Here is a 19,056-nt window from a genome sequence, read left to right as displayed (position 1 = left end):
GAGCCGGTGGTCTCGGCGGTGCAGGCGATGATCAGTGACCTGATCGCGCAGACCGTCAACCAGGGCTTCGGTGCGCAGGACGGCTTCGACCTGGGGCGGACGGGGAAGGCGGGGGCGGAGGAGTTCGTCACCGCGGTGAAGAACTCCGGCCAGACGTTCACGGAGGCGTTGCGCGACGGGGTGGGTTCGCGGGCGGGCGGTCACGCCCGTGGTGGGTTGGACAGTGCGGCGGGGCACGGCAGCAACGCGGACTCCTCCGGCAGCGGCGACAGCAACGGCAGTACGAACGCGCCGGACAGCAGCGGCAGTTCACCGTCGAGCAGCAGCAACAGCCCTTCGTCCAGCAGCAGTCCGTCGGGTAACACCAGCCCGTCGGGTACGAGCCCGTCGTCGTCCGGTCCGTCCTCCAGTGGTCCGTCATCGTCGAGCACGTCGCCGGACAGTGCGCCGAGCCGTGACACGTCCGGTTCGAGCGAGACGCCGCGTTCGACGCAGCAGACACCCACGTCCGGTGAGCCGCGCAGCTCCGCACCGCTGGACCCGTTCGGCACCCGGGTGGGTTCCGAGAGCAGCCCGTCCGGGGACACCGGCCCGTCGCGGACGCCCGCGAGCGACACCAGCACGCCGAGCCACTCCGACGACAGCGGCCGCACCAACACCCCGTCACCGGAACCACGTTCAACCCCGGACAGCAACAGCCCGTCCCGCACACCCGACAGCGACACCAGCACCCGGCCCGGCAGCACCCCGTCGCGTACGCCTGACGGTGAGGCCGGTTCCCGGCCCGACGGCACTCCCTCGCGKACGCCGGACCATGACCCGGGCGCCCGTCCGGCCGCTTCCGACGGACCGTCACGCACCCCCGACRCCGGTGACACCCGCCCGCACTCCGGCCCGTCCGAGACCGCCGGCCCCTCGCATACGCCGGACGGTGACACCAGCACCCGTCCCAACTCGTCCTCCCCGGAGGGGCCTTCGCGCACCCCGGACCACGACCCGGGTACCCGTCCGACCGCCTCCGACGGCCCGTCCCGCACACCCGACAGCGGTGACAGCCGGCCCCACGCGGGTCCGTCCGAGAACACCGGCGTCACGCGTACGCCCGACCACGACCCGGGCAGCCGCCCCGCTCCCGCCGAGCACACCCCACCGCCGCGTGGTGACGACAGCCGTCCCAGCTACGGCCCGGTACGCCCTGCCGACCCGACGCCCAGCCACACCCCCGCCCCGGCGGACATACCCGCACCCCGGCACGAGCCCGCCCCGACCCGCCCCGACGCTGCCCCGCAGCCCGCCGCCGCCCACACTCCCGCCCCTGAGCACGGCTCACCGGAGGCGGGACCGTCGCGGGTCGATCCCCGGACCGCCTTCGCGGACCCGGCGAGCGGCACCCCGACCACGCCCGACAGCTCCGCCACGTCCGCCCCGCGCCTGAACACGGCGGGCGGGGCCACCGTCACCGCGCCGCCCCAGGCCGGCCCCGACCACCGCCCCACCCCGCAACCGACACCGGACACGGCCACCCCGGCCGCCACCCCCGGTGGCGTGCCCGGCGGTATGCCGCACGCGGGCAACCCGGCAGCCGCCAACCCGACCACACCGGCAGCCGCCCGGCCGACCGCACCGCCCACCCCGACAACGGCACCGACCGTCCAGCCGCAGCGCCGCCCCGACCACGACGGCCCCACCCTCACCCCCCGCCCCGCCGCCGACCGCAGCCCCGCCACCAACCGCCCCGACATTCCGTCACGTCTCAACCCCACCCCGCGCCCCGAGGCGGCCCGGCCGGACAGCCCTCGCCCTGACATCCCGTCGCGCCTGGGCACCACCAGTTCGAACACCCGCCCCGATGCGGCCCGTCCGGACGCCACTCGGCCCGACGTCGGTTCACGGCTTGACCCGACCGGTTCGAGTACCCCGCGCCCCGACGGGACCCGTCCGGACGCCACCCGGCCCGACATCGGTTCACGACTGGACCCGAGCCGCTCGGACAACTCGCGCCCTGATGCGACCCGCCCCGACGGCACCCGTTCTGACATCCCGTCACGCCTGGACCCCACCGACTCGAACACCGCCCACCCCGACACGCCACAGCCGGACAGCACCAAGCCGGACATCGGCTCCCGTCTGGACCCCACCGGCCAGGACTCCGAGCACTCGGCCGACCACCCCACGGAGAGCAAGCCGGAGCACGAGCGGCCCCTGTCCGAGAGCCGCCCGTACGACACGCCCGGTGGTCTCGACCGGACCGACCCGCAGCACCAGCAGGACCTGGAGAGCCGGGTCCCGAGGAACCCGGACGGGACCCCGCAGCGGCACCCCGACCCGAACGGCGATTGGCCCGGGGCGGTCAACGGCGACGGGCACCGTGCCCCCGGCCGGGACAACAACTGCCTGGACGTGGCGCTCTCCACCGCTGACACGTACAGCGGCAACCCGACCGCCGCGGCGCCGCGCAACGACACCGGCCCGGACGGGGAGCAGGGTGGTCGCGACCGCGCTGAGCGTCAACTCGGCGCGCCGTTCCGGGACATGGGCGACGGGGACCAGGCGTTCCGGCGGGTCGAGGACCAGCTCCGCGAGTCCGGCCACGGTTCGCAGGCCGTGATCGTCACCCAGGACGGCAACGGCCGGGCGCACGCGTGGAACGTGGTCAACCACGACGGCAAGATCACCTACCTCGACAACCAGACCGGTCAGCGCAGCGACAAGCCCCTGCACAACGGTGACAACGGCGTCTTCGCGGTGGCCCTCGACCCGGACCGCCGCCCGCTACCCGCCGCCGACAAGTCACCGGAGCACGGGAACGACGGCACCGACCGGCGCCCGGTCGACCCGGCCGGCCAGGCGAAGGACAAGGACGACTCCGACAGCGACCACGAGCACCAGTCGCTCAAGGACAAGCACAAGGACGACCCGGACCACCCGAGCAACGAGCCTGCCCGGAGCGAGCACGAGCGGCTCAAGCCCGCTGAGCAGACGGACAACCTGGTGTACGGCGTCGCGGGCGATCAGGTCCAGCAGCACCTGCGGGAGACCAACGACGTGCACCGCGTCGACATGGAGCATGTCCACCAGCAGCTGAAGGACTGGGCCAACAGCGATCACCTCGGCAAGGTGCTCGACCGGACCACCGGCGACAACCCGGAGACGTTCCGACGGTCCGATCTGGAGAAGGCGCTGCCCGGCTTCAAGGACATGAACCCGGGTGAACAGGGCGCTGTGGTGGCTGCCATGGGCCGCATGAGCGAATCGTTCCACGAGCAGCACGGCGCGGGGATGAGCCCGGAGCCGAAGGACTTCCCCTACTCCCCCGATCCGAATGAGCCCGGACCGGAGAAGGGGCAGGACGAGAAGAGGAGCCGTGGGCACGTCGACCACGAGAAGACCAAGACCGACGCGGGTCTGAAGCAGTCGCCGGATGCCGCGAAGATCAGGCAGGAGATCAAGGAGACGTTCGAGGCCAAGAGCTTCGAGGCCGCCCTTGACCAGGCGGTGCACCGCCCGGACCTCACCGGCAAGAACTACGCCGTGATGGAGGTGTACGACCCCAAGACCAAGGAGATCAGCTACATCGTCGAGAGCTCGGTGCCGCCGAGCACCGAGCGTGCGGGTATACCCCCGTTGCACTCGGAGACCCACCTGGGGACCTGGCACGACAACCTGAACAGCACCCGCCCCGACCCGAAGGACCAGTACCAGGTACTGAGCCTCTACACCGAACGCGAACCCTGTGGCCGTGGCGCGGGTCACGCCAACTGCTCGGGCTTCCTGTCCACGTCGCACGGGGATGTGCCCATCCACTACGGCACTGGTTACCGTAAGGGCGACAAGGTCGAAGGCACGGGTGTGCCTGGTTCCATGACACCGAGGCAGCTGATGAACCGGGACTTCGGCAACCACGTGGCCGAGGTGACCAGGGCGTGGCTGATCACGGAGCAGCGGCGCAAGAACTCGGGAAGCTGAGTCGGCGTCCCATGGGTGAGTGCAAGGGAGTAGCCGGATGACTGGGCGGGACGAGGCGGCTGTCGGGGCGGTGATCGCTGCGGCGACCGAGCGGTTGCGAGACGGCGGGCCCGGTCGACTGTTCGTCAGTGGTCCGGCGGGCAGCGGTAAGAGTGCGGTGCTGGCCGCGCTTGCGGCGGAGTTCCCGGCGGCGGTCCTGGTGGATGCGGCAGGGCGCAGCAGCGACTCAGTGGTGCAGGAGTTGATCGAACGCACCGGCCGGGCGCAACGCCGCCCGGAGGCCGACCTGATCGACCTGGTCCTGGCGCTGCGCAAGGAGCGGGAGCCACGGATCCTCCTGGTCGCCAACGTTGACCTGGCCGGTTCCCTCACCTCCGGTGGTGAACCGGCGGTGCTGCAAGCAGTACTGGCCTCGCTGCGGATTCCCGCCACCGAAGGCCCGCTGCGGTTGGTGGTCGAGCAGGTCGAGGGGCCGGAGCTCCCCGACACCTCGTCATCGAAGTACGAGGAGAGCGTCCTGAACCTGCCGTCGGGGCCGGGAGCGGACCGGGTGCGCGCGCTGACCGAAGAGGCCCCGGCCGAGGCGCTCGGCGCCTTGCGAGCTCTGGCCTGGTCCCAGCTCCGCCGGGTGCCGGTCCATGGTTGGGCCGCACTCTGCCGGGCCGCGGAGGTGCCCTTCGACGTGCACCGGCTGGCCGAATGGGCGGCCCAACTGCCGTGGCTGGTACAGGAGGAGGACGGCAGCGTCCGGTTCGCCGACCTCGCCCTGGCAGCGGACCTCCGACGCGGTGCGCCGGACGTGTCCGGACTCCACTCCCGGATGACCGACGCCCTCCTGGCCGGTGAACCGGCCGACGACTGGGCAGTACGATCGCTGCCCGGCCACGCTGTGGCGGCCGGGCGGTTCGACGACCTGCTCGCCGATGCCAGTGCCCTGGCCCGGGTACCGCAGGACGCTCTGCTGGAAGGGTTCCGGGCCGGCTACCGCCAGGGCATCCCGAACGGGACACCCGCAGCGGCGCTGCACTTCGTCAGCGGGTACGGGCTGGCCGGTGCCCCGCACGGTGAATGGGTCGCCTGGCTGGCCCACGACGCCTTCACCCGTGGGGAGTTCGCCCGCGCGGAGGAGCTTGCGTCGGCCTGCCCCGAGCCGCTGCCGTTCCGGACCGTCTGGTCGCAGTGGCGGCCCGCCGGCGACTTCACTCCTCCGGTCCCTCCCGGGCACCTCAGCGACCTGGAGTACGTTGCCGCCGCCGAGTTCCGGGGCGAGCTCGTCGTCCTGACCGTGGACGAGGACGACGTCCGCGTCGTCCGCGATGCCGGCACCGGTGAGCCGCTGCCGACGGCGGCCGTAGAAGCCGACCTGGTCGAACTTCCGGATGAAGCCGCCGACCTGAGCGTCCGTCCGAGATGGCGCTACACCACCGTCCGGGATGCCGAGGCCCGGACGGTCGGGGTTTTCCACCACCCCGACGCCGGCCACGCAGGTGCGGTCGGCGATCTGCTGGTCCTCGCCGACCGCCAGGGCGCATACGCCGTCCGGTTGGACACCGACCGGCTCCGGCAGGGTCCCGACCACCGCCTGGTCCAGCTGATCAGCGGTCACCAGCTGCTGCCCCGGCCGTTCGACCCGGCGGCGGTGGCCGATCTCCGGGGTCTGCTGGAGCGGACGTTCGGGCCGGAGCGGGTCCACCGCCTGGCGGAGGACGAGGTGCCGACGGGTATCACGCACGAGCCGACGCGCCGTCTGCTCACCGCGGTCGGTGTGCCGTCGGTCGAGGGCCTGATCGGCCTCTGGCTGGAGCCGGCCGCAGGACTCGAGCCGCGTACCTGGGAGTCCACGTCCGATGCCGAACAGCCTGCCGGCAGCGGACCGTTCCACCTGGTGGGCGAGTGGATGGGTGCACCGCTGGTGCTGGACGGTGCCGACGGCAGGGTGCTGCGGATGATTCCACCGAACTCCCCGAAGTACACGCATCCGCGTGAGCCGCTGGCAGGGAGTTCGCTGGAGTCCTTCGTCACCATGGTGGCCCTTCAGCAGCGCTACCTCCAGGTGCACCGGACCGGCGGCCCCGACCGGTACGACGTCCTCGCTGAGCTCCAGCTCCAGTTGACCGGGGTGGACCAGGCAGCCGCAGCCTTGGACTGCTGGCAGTACGTCCTCGAACCCGACAACTGGGGCTGATTCCCAGCACGTTCCGACCGCCGCCGCCGCCGCCGCCACCAACCACCCGACCGGAGAGGGCCGACGTGACCGACCAGACCACGACCGTGACCGCCCGTCAGCCGAATCCGGGCGTCGGCGGCCGGGTGTCGGCTGCGACGGCAGGCGAGCGCACCTTCGATCCGCAGGACCTGCCGGAGCTGATCGGGCGGGCCGAGTTCCTGGCGGGGGTCGACCGGGCCGAGTTGCTGGACGCGCTGCCGCTGGCCTGGCCGGGCGGGGTTCCGCACAACTCCGTTGCCGCGGATGTGTACTACCTCGACCTGCTCGGAGTGCGGCCGGACCCGGCGCAGCGCGGCGAGTGGCTGGCGGCGCTGCACCACCGGTTGCTGTCGCAGGGCGCAGACTCCCCGGCCGGCGAACTGGCGGCCGAGTTGGCGGCTGTGGCCGACCTCCCCTGGCGTACCGTCTGGAGTCGCTGGTTCCCGTCCGGCCGTTCGGGTTCGGTCCGGCCCGTCCCGGGGCCGGTCGAGGCGGCTCGGCCCGGCCTGCTCGACGGGCGGCCGGTGGTGGTGAGTGTGGATCTCGACGTCCCGGACGAGGACGTGGACGCGGGCATCGTGCCGGCCCGGACCGCGTACGTCTGGGACCGCGCGACTGGTGAGCTGATCTCCGGCCCGCACCGCCGTACCGCCCAGCAGCCCGACGTACCGGCTGTCCGGTCCGAGGACGGTTGGGAGCGGCTGAGCCAGAGTCAGGGCCGCTTGCGGGCGAACGGCGTTGCTCTGGCGCCGCGCTTTCCGTTCGAGGTGACCGGCGGGGTGCGCAGCGGCGAGGAGCTGCTGCTGGCCGGTACCAACGGCCTGTTCCGGATCGAGCTGCTGGCTCCCGTCGACCCGGACGCTCCGGGCTGGGCGAGTGAACCGCTCGTCGAATCATTCGCCGTCGAAGCGCCGCGCGAACTGCCCCGGGAGGTGTCGGCGCCCACGGCCGCCTGGCTGGCCGAGCCGTTCACCGGCCGCTGGCAGCCTATGGCCGACGAGCTGCCCGAAGGGTTGGTCGACGCGGGAGCACAGGACTTCCTGGCCGGGATCGGCGTGCCACTGGCGGCCGGCCGGGGCACCCTGTGGACCGGGCACCTGCCCGAGGAGGGTCTGCAGGAGCGGGACCGGGAGTCCGACGAGGACGGCGGTTCCCGCCACCTCTACCGGATCGGCCAGTGGCAGGGCGGTGACCTGCTGCTCGACGGCGCCTGCGGCGAGGTGCTGCTGGAGGACTTCGACGGGGAGACCGAGCACGCCGCCGACTCCCTGCTCGTGTTCTTCACCATGCTCCGGCTGTTCTGCGACCCGGGCCGGGTGATCCGGCAGGTCAACCGCCGGTACGCCGTCCAGCAGCTGGACCGCTGGCTGCACGGCGTCGATGCCGAGGCCGCCGAAGGCTGCTGGTACGTCCTGCTGCACGAGCAGGACGAGCTCGACCGCAGCCTCTGGGGTGACGAGAAGTGACCCGCCTGCACGCCACCTGTCCGCACCTGTACCGACGATCCATCCACTCCGGAGAACCGACGTGACTGTTCCGACCGACCCGACCACGACCGTCCATGAGCCGCACCCGCACCTCGGCGGCCGGGCGGCGGCGCTGCGCGCCCTGACGGAGTGGCGGACCGGCGGCGACGGCGCGCCCCGTACGGTGCTGATCACCGGCGACGGCGGCAGCGGCCGGTCCCGGCTGCTGACCGGCTTCCTGATGCTCTGTGAGCCCGGCCACCGGGAGCAGATCGACATCGCTCAGCTTGACCCGGCCACCGTGCCGTCGGCCGAGCTGCCCGCACCTCCGGTGTTCGCTGCCACCGGGCTGACGGCCGATCAGCTCCGCTGGCTGGTGGCGGACCACTTCGCCCCCGGCGCCGATCGCGCGGAGGAGCTGCCCGAGCGGCTGGCCGGGATCGGATCGCCCGAGCAGCCGGAGCCGGTCGTGGTGGCGGACAGCGACCGGGCGGGCGTCCTGCCCGGGCCGGGGGAGGCGGCCCGGGTCGCGGCCGAGGTGCTGCTGCCGCTCGCCCTCGCCCCGGGTGTGCGGCTGCTCGCGGACGTCCCCCGGGCCGACGCGGACCGGCTGGCCAAGGAGCTGCCCGAGCAGCAGCTACTGGTGATCGACCTCGACCAGGATCCGTGGCGAGACGAGCAGGCGCTGCTCCGGCAGGCCGAGCACGTCCTCGACCGGCTCGAGGACGCCCGGCAGTTGGCCCGGGTGGCGGGCAGTCCGCTGGTGGTGCGGCTGGCCGCCTGGTCGGCCCGGAGCGGGGCGGACGGGTCGCTCCCGCTGCCCGGCAGTGTCGGCGACGCCCTCGACCTGCACGCCGAGCGCTGCGGCACGGATGAGCTGACGCTGCGTCGGCTGCTGGCGCCGCTGGCCCTGGCCGGGCCCGGCGCCGCCCTCCCGCTGGCTCTGTGGGCACCGCTGGCCTCCTCGGTGGCGGGAAAGGACCTCGGTCCTGTACTGGCCGCTGGGCAGCAGCTGCTGCTGCCGTTCTTCGAACTGACCGGGGACGACGGGCACCCCGAGGTGCGGATCGTCCACCCGGCGGTCGCGGACGAGCTGCGCGAGCGCTTCGGCGGCGCCGTCCGCGAGGTCCAGCGGCGGATCGCCACCGCGCTGCTCGCCACCCTGGGCCCCGACCGCTGGCAGGGCGCCGCACCGTACGTGCGGGAGCAGCTGACCGGCCACGCGTTGGAAGGCGGCCTGCTGCCGGACCTGCTGGCCGACCCGGGCTTCCTGCTGTACGCCGAGCAGGTCCGGCTGCGCGCCGCCGTCGAGCAGCTGGCCGGCGGTGGCGCCGAGCTGCCGCCACTGGCACGCACCTGGCTGCGGCTGGCGCCGCTGTTCACCCGACAGGAGCTGGGCCCGGAGTTGCGGGCGGCACTGCTGGAGCACGGCGCCCGCCAGGACGGCCTGCCTGCACCGGAGTTCGGCCTCGACCTGCCGTGGCAGACGCTCTGGGCCCGCCCGCTTCCGGGGGTCACGGCGGTCACCGCCGCGACCGGTACCGACGGCGGCTCCAGGCTGGTCGCCTACCGGCCGGGCGCCGAGCCGGAGTTGACCGCCTACGACGCGCTCACCGGCACGCCCGACGGCACCGACCCGGCGCAACTGGCGCGCCCCACCGAGGAGCAGCGGGCCGCCGCGCCCCTCGGGATCAGCAGCGGCGGCGACTACCTCCGGGTCTGGGCCCGGACCGCCGAGGGCACGGTGGGCGCGCCGGTGGCGCTGTTCCTCTCCGCCGAACCGCTGGGCGGGGCCGACCTCACCCCGGACGGCCTGCTGCTGCTCGCCGACGCCAGGGGCATTGCGGCCCTCCGCCCGGCTGCTGCGGCCGCACCGGTCGTCGGCTGAGCCGAGCGGCTCCACTACTGTGAATCCTGACCAACCGGCCTTGAAGGAGAACGACCGCGTGACGACCCGCGAGCAGGCGATCGAGGCGGCCCACCAGTGGATCAACGGTGCCCGGCCCGAGGAGCAATGGCACCGGATCGGCGTGCACGAGTTCGACCTCGGCTGGGTGCTGTGGCCCGAGCAGCCCGCCGTGGCAGAGCAGGCGGCCGGTGAGCGGCGGGCTCCCACCGAGATCGGCAGCGCGTGCGCGGTGGTCGACCGGGAGACCGGCGAGCTGACCCACTGGCCGTCGGTGCCGGTCGAGGAGGTCGTGCAGCTCTACCGCGACAAGCTCGGCGCCGGTTCGTACGACCCGTCCCGGCCGCCGGTGGTCGGCCCCGGCGCGACCGCCGTGCTGACCTACCGGGACGCGCAGGGCGAGGAGCAGAACCTGTTCCAGATCTCCAAGCCCGGCGAGGGCCACCCCGAGGTGGCCGCCTGGCGCCACCTCCAGCAGCAGGGCGTGCGCCCCGAGGACGTCCTCGCCGTATACACCGACCTGCGGCCGTGTGAACTGCCCGGCGGCTACTGCGCAGCCGTGCTGCTGGCCGAGCTCCCGGTGGCGTCCTTCTCCTACGGGCACGACTACAGCCCGCGTTACGACCGTCGGGCCGCCGCCGTGCGGGCGCTGACCGAGGTGACCGAGAACACGTTCCGGTCGGCAGGTCGCCCGGTGCCGCCGCGCCCCAACCGGGTGCCGTTCCCGCGCGCCGTCCCCGCCGCCGAGCCCGAGCGGGACGCCGCGCTCGGCCGTCGGCTGGCGGAGCAGTTCGGCGCCGATGGCGTGCACCGCTTCGACGCCGACGACACCGCCGCCAGCCTGCTGCCCGAGGCGGCCCGGGGCACCCTGGTGTGGGCCGGACTGCCGACCCGGGTGGACGGCTTCTTCGAGCTGCTCCCCGGCCTGCCGGACGTCGACTCCCACCTCGCCGCCACCGCCCGGGGCGCCCGGGTCCCCGAGCGGACCCGGGCGGTGCTCGGCGAGTACGTGCTGCTGGGCACCGACGGTCACGCGCTGGTCGCCGTGCAGTGCGGTGACGGCGGCACCGGTACCGGCGTCGGCGTCGGCCGCCTCTGGGCCGTCGACCCGGACAACGGCAGCGGCCGCTACCTGAACGCCGACCTCTCCGCGTACCTGCGCTGCCTGTCGCTGTTCGCCGAGCGGCGCCCGGCCCTGCGGGGGCTGTCCCCGCAGGAGGCAGCCACGGTGGTCGAGGCCCTGCAGCGTGACCTCGCTGCCTTGGACGGCACGGTCTTCGAGGACCCGGAGAACTGGTGGGCCGTCATCGTCGAGCAGCTCTGGGACGGGCTGCTCTGACACCTTGGCCGGGCGTCAACTCCGGTCGAGGAAAACCGGGTTGGTGAGCGCGGCCATCGGGCCCCAGGGCAGGTCGGGCCCCATGCTGTTGCCCTTGCCGGGCGTGCCGTCGGCCCTCGGGTGGCGGATCTCGGCCCGGACGTAGGCGGCCAGCGAGGCGGTGGTCCGCCAGCTGACGATGGCCTCGCCGGAGGCGGGCAGGGGCTCCTGGCGGAGCTGGCCTTCGTCGGTGAGCAGCCGGACGGTCCCGTTCGGTACCCCGGCCACGGTCAGCCGGATGTCCACGGGCGCGTCGGCGGGGAGGGTGAGCCGCTCGCCGATCCCGGCCTGCCGCCCGTGACCGGTGGCGGTCAGCTCCAGCCGGACGGCCGGGGAGCCGGCGATCCAGCTGCGCCCGGCCCGCAGGCCGTCCAGGATGTGATCCCGGGTCAGGTCCTCGGCCAGCACCACCGTGAGCGGGGCGCCGATCGGCTGCGGGCTGCTGTGCGCGTCGCTGTTGCCGATCGCGGGCAGCCAGCGCCGGCCGTGCCGGACCGCCTCGGCCAGCCGGGCGTCCCAGGTGTCGAGGGCGGACTCGTCGTCGTACGTCCAGGGGCCGTTCCACACCTCCACCGCGTCGGCCTCCTCGTAGCCGAACTTCCACTGGCAGGCGACGTACGGGCAGTACGGGTGCGCGGGCACCACCAGGCCGCCGTGGGCGCGGACCTGACGGGTGAACCGCTGGTGCGCCTCGTCCCTGGCCCGGTAGCGCCAGTCGATCCACTGACCGGGCTTGACGCCCAGCGCCAGCCAGTGGCCGTTGCGGGTGGTGACCTCCTCGCCCGGGATCACCAGCAGGTCGGGGCCGGCCAACGGGCCCCAGACGGCGTGCGCGGAGGAGGTGTTGTGCTCGGTGGAGACGATGAAGTCCAGGCCCGCCGCCCGGGCGCCCGCCGCGACCTCCTCCGGCAGTCGGCGGCCGTCCGAGTGCACGGTGTGCAGGTGGCAGTCGCCCCGGTACCAGGCCCGGCCGCGCCCGCGCGCCCGCTCCGCAGGGTAGGCCGGTACGAAGGCCGGCCCCGGCTCGCCGAGTCGGAACGTCACCTCGACCCGGTACGCCAGCCCCTGTGGCGCCACCTGGTACGGGCCCAGTACGACGTGCCAGCGCCCCGGTCGGACCGGGCCCGGCAGATACCCCGGCGTGGCCCGCTCCCGGCTGATCGCGAACTCGGTCCTGAACCCGCCCGACCAGCCCCGGAAGCCGGGGCCGCCGAGTTCGGTGCCGCGCTCGTCGAAGATACCGATGTCACAGGAGTTCCCCGGCGTCCCGGGCGGTACCGGCGGCCGGTCGTACTCGTACCTGACCGCCAACTCCCGTACCCCGGGCGGGACCTCGACCGGCAGGTACACGAAGTCCGCCGCCCCGGTCTCCAGCCGGCCGGTCAGCAGCACCGTCCGCTCGCCCTCGGCCGCCTGCGCGACCCCGGCGCCCAGGGCCACACCCGCGACCCCCGCCACCGCGCCCGCCCGCAGCACGTCCCGCCGCCCGATGCCGTCCATCAGCCACTCCTCCGTAGACCCGGAACCCGCCGGGTCCACCCCTACCCCGGCGGGTGAACCCCGGGCGAGCGGGGGCCCACCGGCGGGCGGCGGCCGGTGGTCAGTCGGAAGTGCCTTCGGCGTGCAGTTCGGCGGCGATCGCCAGATACAGCTGGGCCTCCGTCCAGGCGGCCGGGGCCGCCGCCGGGCCCGATTCCTGACACGTGGTCAGGACGGTGCGCAGCAGTCCCGCGCCGTCCCGCAGCCCGACCCGGTCCAGCCGGGTGGCGGTGTCGGCCAGGCCGTCGAGCAGTGACCGGTCGAGATGCCGGAGTCCCTGGTGGGCGAGTGCGGCGAGGGTGGCAAGACCCGCCGTCAGTGCGTCCAGGATCGGGTCGGCCGGCCGGTCCGGGACCACCCCGAGCGCGGTGCTGCCGGAGCCGGGGGAGAGGTCGGGCACGGTCACCCCGTCGGCGGTCAGCACCGCGATCGGGTCGAGCAGCAGCCCGCCGCCCGAGCGACGCACCACCGCGGCGATCCGGTGGACCTCGCCCCGCAGCGCCCGGGCCAGCGCGTCCAGTGCACCGGGCGCGAAGGGGTTGTGAGCGGCCAGCACGGTGGCCCGGGCGCCGTTCGGGTCCAGGACGGTGGCGTGCAGGGTCTGCTCGGCCGGGTCGTAGCCGATCTCCTCGACCCCGGCAACCTCGACCAGGTGCACGTCCTCGGCCTCGACCCGGGGCCTGATCAGCCGGGGCGGCAGCCGGTCGAGCCGCGCCGCGTGGGCCGCGAAGTCCCGGATCAGCACCGGCTCGGCCAGCCCCGTCCAGGAAGTGCCGACCGGGGTCACGCTGTTCGCCCCGACCCGGCCCCGGGCGACGGTGACCGCCCGGCTCGCCGTACGGGTGGCGTTCTCGCTGACCAGGTTGGCGCTCGCGAGTGCGCCGAGCGTGCTGCCGAGCAGCCGGCGGCGCGCCAGTTCGGGTCCGTCGCCCTGCTGACCCTCGGTCAGTTCCCAGCGCCGGCGCAGGACCAGGACCGTCCCGGCGTCGGCGGGCGCGAAGTACACCTCGGCGACCCGCTCCCGCTCCGTCCCGCCGATCCGGCAGCCGAGGGCGACCAGCCGGACCCGGCGCAGCGGCGTCTCGCCCGACTCGTGGGAGCCGAGCACCCTGGCGGCGGCGGTGCTGTCGCCCCGGGCGGCGCGGTGTCTGGCGTGCAGCTCGGCGAGCAGCAGGGCGTGGCGTTCGGGCCGGTACCGGGCGCTCCGCCCGGCGTGGTCGTCCACCTGTCCGGCCAGCTCGGCGACGGCACCGGCCGGCCAGTGCAGGCCGTCCGCCACGAGGTCCTCGGCGCAGCGCCGCAGCGCACCGACGAACACCGGTCCGGTGTTGACCACTCCCTCCAGCAGCAGCTCGTCCGCGAGGTCCAGCGCAGGGCCGAGCCCCGCCGCACCGGTGGTGGGAGGGCGGCCACCGACGTCCAACTCCACGTACGGGCCGGTCAGTCCGCGCTCGTCCGCAGTGCGGAACGCCCAGACGGCCAGCGCCACCGCCTCGCCCCGGCGGTCCGCAGAAGCCTCGGTGAGGGCGTAGCCGAGCTCGCCCGGGACGGGGAACCGGACGGTGCAGGTGGGGAGTTCGGCCCGGGGGACCGGTTCGGCGGCGGTGGCCCGGTACAGCCGGACGGGGTAGCCCCGGTCGAAGCTGCGCCGGGCGGTGGCCAGCGAGCGTTGGCCGACTGCGGTGGCCAGGGCCTGGTCGTCGGTGGCGCCCGGGGACCAGTCGGGCGGGGTGGCGGCCGGGCCCTCGGTGGCGGCCGGGTTCGAGGTGGTGGCGTCGCGCTGGTGGGCCAGGACGAGGCCGACCAGGTGGCGGCAGGCTCCGGCCGCGCCGCAGCCGCAGCCGCCGTCGGCCGGGCCCGTCCCCGGTGGCAGCACCGTCTCGGTACCGTCGGGGAAGCGGGCGTGCAGCGTCCCGTCGGCACCGACCGAGACCGTCGGGCCCTGGCCCGCCTCCAGCTCGCGGGCGGCGCGCTTGACCAGGCCCCGGTTGGTGAGCGCGGCGAGCGTGTCGAGGTCCAGGGCGAGCAGGTCGGTGCGGCTCATCGGCCGAGCCTTTCGGCGACGAAGGCGGCCAGCTGACCCGGCGTCATGGCGCCCMCCTGGGCGCCGACGTCCGCCAACTGCTGGGCCTGCTCCCGGTCGTAGACCGGGTCGGCCTGCTCGTCCAGGGCGGCCAGCGCGAGCACCGTGGTGCCCTGCTCGACCAGGGCGCGGACGGTCCGAACCAGGCGGTGCGGGTCGCCGCCCTCGTAGAAGTCGCTGATCAGCGCGACGATGGCGCGGCGCGGCCGGTCGATCAGACCCGCGCCGTAGTCGACCGCCCGGGCGATGTCGGTGCCGCCGCCCAGCTGGACCCGCATCAGCAGCTCGACCGGGTCGGTGACGTCGGCGGTCAGGTCCACCACGCTGGTGTCGAAGGCCACCAGATGGGTCCGCAGCCCCGGCAGGTTCCACAGGCAGGCGGCGGTGACCGCCGAGTGGATGACCGAGTCGACCATCGAGCCCGACTGGTCGACCAGCAGCACCAGTTGCCACTGCTCCAGGTGCCGGCTGGTCCTGGAGTGGAAGCGCGGCTGCTCGATCAGCAGCCGCCGCTCGGCGGGCTGGTAGTGCTTCAGATTCGCCCGCACGGTGGCCCGGAAGTCGAAGTCCCGGGCGAGCGGCACCCTGCTGGGGCGGGCGGACCGGCTGCCGGTGAAGGACCGGCGGACCTCCGGCGTGAGCCGCTCCAGCAGCTGCCGCACCACGGCCTCGACGATCCGCCGGGCCAGGCCGAGCACCTCCGGGTTCATCAGGTGCCGGGTGCGCAGCACCGCGCGCAGCAGGGTGGGGTTCGGCTCGACCCGCTCCAGTACGGTCGGGTCGGTGACGATCTCGTGGATCTCGTAGCGTTCGACGGCGTCCCGCTCCAGCCGCTCGACGGTCTCCTTCGGGAAGAGCCGGTGGACGTCGTCCAGCCAGTCCACGGCGGTGACCGCCGACGGTCCGTCACCGCCCTCGCGGGTGTCGGTGCCCCGGCGCACGCCGCGCCGCAGCTGCTCCTCGTCCCGGCCGTAGAGCCACTCCAGGGCCGCATCGCGGGCGCCGGCCTCGGCGCCCAGCGGGCCGGTGTGCCGCTCGGCCGGTGCGCCGAGGATCAGCCGCCAGCGCTCCAGACCGGCGTCGGGGCCGGCGTCGGGGGCGGTCATCGCGCGGCCTGCAGGCCGTGCCGGTCGATCCGGTGCCGCACGGCGTCCTCCAGGTGTCGGGCCCGTGCGATCAGCAGCGGGTCGGCGGTGGTGCGGAGCAGGGCACGGGCGGAGCCGCGCAGCCCGCGCCGCTCGATCAGGCTGCGGGCGACCTGCTCGCGCTCGCGCGGTGGGAACCAGGCGAAGGCCTGGCGCAGCGAGGGCAGCGCCACCAGGAACTCACGGTCCGTCATGGCGGTGACCAGGCCGTCCAGGACGGGAAGCAGCGCCTCCGCGTCGGCACCCGGTGCGGTCAACTCGCCCCGGGCCAGCACGAACAGCCCGCCCAGCCAGTCGCCCAGCCGCTCCGGGGCACCCGCCGCGCGGACGGCGGCGGCCCGGTCGGCGGCCTCGCCCAGCGCACAGCGCAGGCCGAACGCGGCGCCGCGCAGGTCGTCCGGCGCCCGCCCGTCCTCGCTGATCCGGCGACAGACCAGGCCCGCGGTCTCCCGGGTGACGGTGAGCAACTCCTCGGCGTGCAGCAGCGCGTCCCGCACCCCGACCAGGGCGCGCAGCCGGTCGAGCTGCGGACCGGCGGGGCCGTGCAGGCCCTCCGCCAGCCAGAGCACCCTGCCCACCGCGCCGTCGATCACCTCGGCGAGCAGCGGGCTGCGGGCGACGCCGTACACCCGGTCGTGCCGCCACAGGCCCAGGGCGGCCCCCAATGCCTCGCCGAGCGGTCCGAGTTCGCGCTCCGAGCGAACGCCGACGGCGAGCGCCGCGACCACCTGCTCGGCGAGGCCGGTGGCCCCGCACAGGACGGCGTCGAAGAGCAGCGCGGCAGGACCGGGGCCGTCGGCGCCCAGCCGCAGCCCGAGGGCGGCGGTGGCGGCCTCGGCCAGGCTCGCGCCGTAGCCGCCCGCCTCGATCAGTGCCGCCTCCCGGCCCGCAGTCGGTCCGGGCTCCCAGCGTTCGGTGAGGACCGGGTCGGCGCCGTGCGTGGGCCCCTCGGTCCGGACCAGGCCGGGCACGCCGAGCACCCGGAGCCGGTGCAGGACGCGTGAGCGCTCCAGGTCGGCGGGGTCGGTGAGGCGCAGGGTCAGTGGCCGCCCGTCGGTCAGGCCGAACTCGGCCAGTCGGGCGGCGACGTCGTGCACCAGCGGCGGCAGCGGGGTGTCGGGGTGCAGGGCCCCGACCCGGTCGCCGCCGCAGGCCCGCACCAGCTCCACCACCACGGGATGGGTGCCCGGGGTGAGCGGGCCCCGACGGGCCCACGGCAGCGGCTGGTCGAGGTCGTCGTTCACCAGGGTGCCCGCCAGGCCGTCCAGCACGTCGAGCCGGGACGGCGCGGTGTGCCCGCGCAGAGTGGCCAGCCCGGCGGTCAGCCCACGGGCCGCGATCAGGTCGGCGGTGGAGACCGGGTGCCGACGGGCTCGCAGGCGCTCGGCCACCGAACGGAACAGCCCGTCGGCGGCGGCCTGCTGGCCGTGCTCCCAGACCCGTTGGTAGTACCCGGGCGAGGGCATGCCGGACTGGTAGCCGGCGAACGCGTCCAACTGCCGGAACGAGTACGGCACCAGGAAGCTGCCGCCGACCGCGCCCTCGGGCGGGACCGGGACGGCCGGCCAGCCCTCGGCCGGGCCGACCGAGGCAGCGAGGGTACGCAGCGCCGGGCGGTGGAAGCCGCCGGTCACCACCAGCACGGGCCGCCCGCCGGCCTCGGCCAGCGCGGCCCGGACCCAGGAGGCCATGTACTCCTCCCTGGCCCGGTCGCCCGGCGCGGCCTCGGTGTCGCCCCGGACCACGTCGAAGTAGGTGTCCAGCCGCTCCGCCAGCCCGGCGAGATCCGGCGTGGGGACCTCGAACAGCTCGTCCCAGAGCGCGTCCACCGAGTCGACGGCGAACCGCTCGCACAGCCGTCCGGTCGCCTCGGTGTAGCGGGCCTCGGCGTCGGCGTACCGGTTGGTGCGCTCCTCGAAGGCGGGGTGCCAGGCGGGCAGGTCGATGAACCGCAGCTCGGCCCCGGCCGCCCGCCCCGCCGTCAGCGCGACCCACTCGGGGGAGTACTCGCAGAGCGGCGTCCAGGAGGTGGCCGCCCGCCGGTCGTCCCGGTGGTGGCTGAACACGGCGATCGGCAGGCGGTGACCGAGCAGCAGCTCGTCCAGCCGGTCGTTCATGTCCGCCGGGCCCTCCACCAGGACGTACGCCGGGCGCAGCGTCTCGATCGCGTGCGCGACCAACCGGGCGCACGCGGGGGAGTGGTGACGCACCCCCAGGAACACCGCAGTCATCAGCCGGCCAGCAGATGGCGGGCCGCGTGCAGGGCCTGCCAGTGCGGACCCCGGCGGCGGGACACCCGCTGCTCCAGGTAACGGCGGAGCCGGGCGAGGTCCTCGGGGCTGTCCTTCGCGGCGGTGCCCGCCAGACAGGAGACCAGGTCGGACGCGTCGCCCGGCTCACCGCGCAGGAACCAGGCCCGGACGCCCATCGCGTGCGCGACCGAGACCGCCTCCGCCGTGCTCATCACGGCGGACAGCCGGTCCATCGAGGCGCCCTCCCGGGTGGCGCCGGAGCGCAGCTCCCGGAAGGTGGTGACCAGCACCTCCAGGACGTCCCGGTCCGGCGGCGCCTCGACGCCCGAGCGGCGCAGCAGGGCGGCCGACTCGGCCTCCACCAGGGCGAGTTCGGTGTCCAGATCGGCGATCGGGAAGACCGTCTCGAAGTTGAAGCGGCGTTTGAGGGCCGCGCTCATCTCGTTCACCCCCCGGTCCCTGGTGTTCGCGGTGGCGATCACGTTGAAGCCCTGGCGGGCGAAGACCATGCCGTCGTGGCCGTCCAACTCCGGTACCGCCAGCACCCGTTCGGAGAGCAGCGAGAGCAGGGAGTCCTGCACCTCGAGCGGGCAGCGGGTGATCTCCTCGAACCGGACGATCCGCCCCTCGGTCATCCCGCTCAGCATCGGCGCGGGTACCAACGAGCGCGTGGACGGTCCCTCGGAGACCAGCAGCGCGTAGTTCCAGGAGTACTTGATCTGGTCCTCGGTGGTGGCCGCCCCGCCCTGGACGGTCAGGGTGGAGGAGCCGCTGACCGCCGCCGCGATCAGCTCGGAGAGCAGGGACTTGGCGGTGCCCGGCTCGCCGACCAGCATCAGGCCCCGGTCGGTGGCGAGGGTGACCAGCGCACGGTCGACCAGGCCGGTGTCGCCGACGAACTTGCGGCTGACTCCCGCCGCTTCGTCGCCGATGACGAACCGACGGGCGGCACGCAGGCTGAGCTGCCAGCCGGGCGGCCGGGGGTCGCGGTCGTCCGCCCGGAGCGCGGCGAGCTCCTCGGCGTACCGGACCTCGGCGGGCGGGCGCTGGATCCGGTCCGGCGGGGGAGGGGTCATGGCGGCGTGGTCCTTCTCGTAATCAACTTGGTTCAGCAG

At 74.5% G+C, this 19,056-nt stretch carries 11 protein-coding genes; 5 read left to right on the top strand and 6 right to left on the bottom strand.

The window, feature by feature from the left end:
* Positions 1-200 precede the first annotated feature (200 nt).
* Positions 201-551 carry a hypothetical protein gene (locus ACXJMZ_RS26300; protein WP_457032516.1) on the bottom strand — a complete coding sequence of 117 codons (351 nt, stop codon included), beginning with the start codon at positions 549-551 and terminating at the stop codon, positions 201-203.
* Positions 552-555: 4 nt separating this feature from the next.
* On the opposite strand from ACXJMZ_RS26300, the gene ACXJMZ_RS26295 reads away from it, so the two are divergent.
* The 5 genes from ACXJMZ_RS26295 to ACXJMZ_RS26275 all read left to right on the top strand — a co-directional run bounded on the left by ACXJMZ_RS26295 (position 556) and on the right by ACXJMZ_RS26275 (position 10,883).
* Positions 556-3,966: a toxin glutamine deamidase domain-containing protein gene (locus ACXJMZ_RS26295; protein WP_457032515.1), complete on the top strand. Its 3,411-nt coding sequence runs from the start codon at positions 556-558 to the stop codon at positions 3,964-3,966.
* Between the two features lie 37 nt (positions 3,967-4,003).
* The gene (locus ACXJMZ_RS26290; RefSeq protein WP_457032514.1) at positions 4,004-6,151 is read left to right on the top strand and encodes an SUKH-4 family immunity protein; all 2,148 of its coding nucleotides are present in this window, start codon (positions 4,004-4,006) and stop codon (positions 6,149-6,151) included.
* A 65-nt stretch (positions 6,152-6,216) separates the two neighbouring features.
* Positions 6,217-7,638, top strand: a complete 1,422-nt coding sequence (locus tag ACXJMZ_RS26285; RefSeq protein WP_457032513.1) for a hypothetical protein — start codon at positions 6,217-6,219, stop codon at positions 7,636-7,638.
* A gap of 61 nt (positions 7,639-7,699) precedes the next feature.
* Positions 7,700-9,526, top strand: a complete 1,827-nt coding sequence (locus ACXJMZ_RS26280) for an ATP-binding protein (protein ID WP_457032512.1) — start codon at positions 7,700-7,702, stop codon at positions 9,524-9,526.
* 58 nt (positions 9,527-9,584) lie between these two features.
* Positions 9,585-10,883, top strand: coding sequence for an SUKH-4 family immunity protein (locus tag ACXJMZ_RS26275; RefSeq protein ID WP_457032511.1), 1,299 nt, complete (start codon positions 9,585-9,587; stop codon positions 10,881-10,883).
* A 15-nt stretch (positions 10,884-10,898) separates the two neighbouring features.
* Here ACXJMZ_RS26275 and ACXJMZ_RS26270 read toward each other — a convergent pair whose 3' ends face one another.
* The 5 genes from ACXJMZ_RS26270 to ACXJMZ_RS26250 all read right to left on the bottom strand — a co-directional run bounded on the left by ACXJMZ_RS26270 (position 10,899) and on the right by ACXJMZ_RS26250 (position 19,017).
* Entirely contained in the window at positions 10,899-12,422 is a 1,524-nt protein-coding gene (locus ACXJMZ_RS26270; RefSeq protein WP_457032510.1) for a CehA/McbA family metallohydrolase, read from the bottom strand.
* Positions 12,423-12,522: 100 nt separating this feature from the next.
* On the bottom strand, positions 12,523-14,505 hold the full coding sequence (locus ACXJMZ_RS26265) for a hypothetical protein (protein WP_457032509.1): 1,983 nt from the start codon (positions 14,503-14,505) through the stop codon (positions 12,523-12,525).
* Positions 14,502-15,650 (bottom strand): VWA domain-containing protein, encoded by a 1,149-nt coding sequence (locus ACXJMZ_RS26260; RefSeq protein ID WP_457032508.1) that lies wholly within the window; start codon positions 15,648-15,650, stop codon positions 14,502-14,504. Before ACXJMZ_RS26260 ends, ACXJMZ_RS26265 begins: the two co-directional genes overlap by 4 nt.
* On the bottom strand, positions 15,647-17,920 hold the full coding sequence (locus ACXJMZ_RS26255; RefSeq protein ID WP_457032507.1) for a DUF5682 family protein: 2,274 nt from the start codon (positions 17,918-17,920) through the stop codon (positions 15,647-15,649). Before ACXJMZ_RS26255 ends, ACXJMZ_RS26260 begins: the two co-directional genes overlap by 4 nt.
* The gene (locus ACXJMZ_RS26250; protein WP_457032506.1) at positions 17,920-19,017 is read right to left on the bottom strand and encodes an ATP-binding protein; all 1,098 of its coding nucleotides are present in this window, start codon (positions 19,015-19,017) and stop codon (positions 17,920-17,922) included. The genes ACXJMZ_RS26255 and ACXJMZ_RS26250 overlap by 1 nt, the downstream gene beginning before the upstream one ends.
* Positions 19,018-19,056: the final 39 nt, after the last annotated feature.

The organism is Kitasatospora sp. P5_F3 (assembly GCF_054049135.1).
This window is presented reverse-complemented; position numbering and strand designations above follow the sequence as displayed.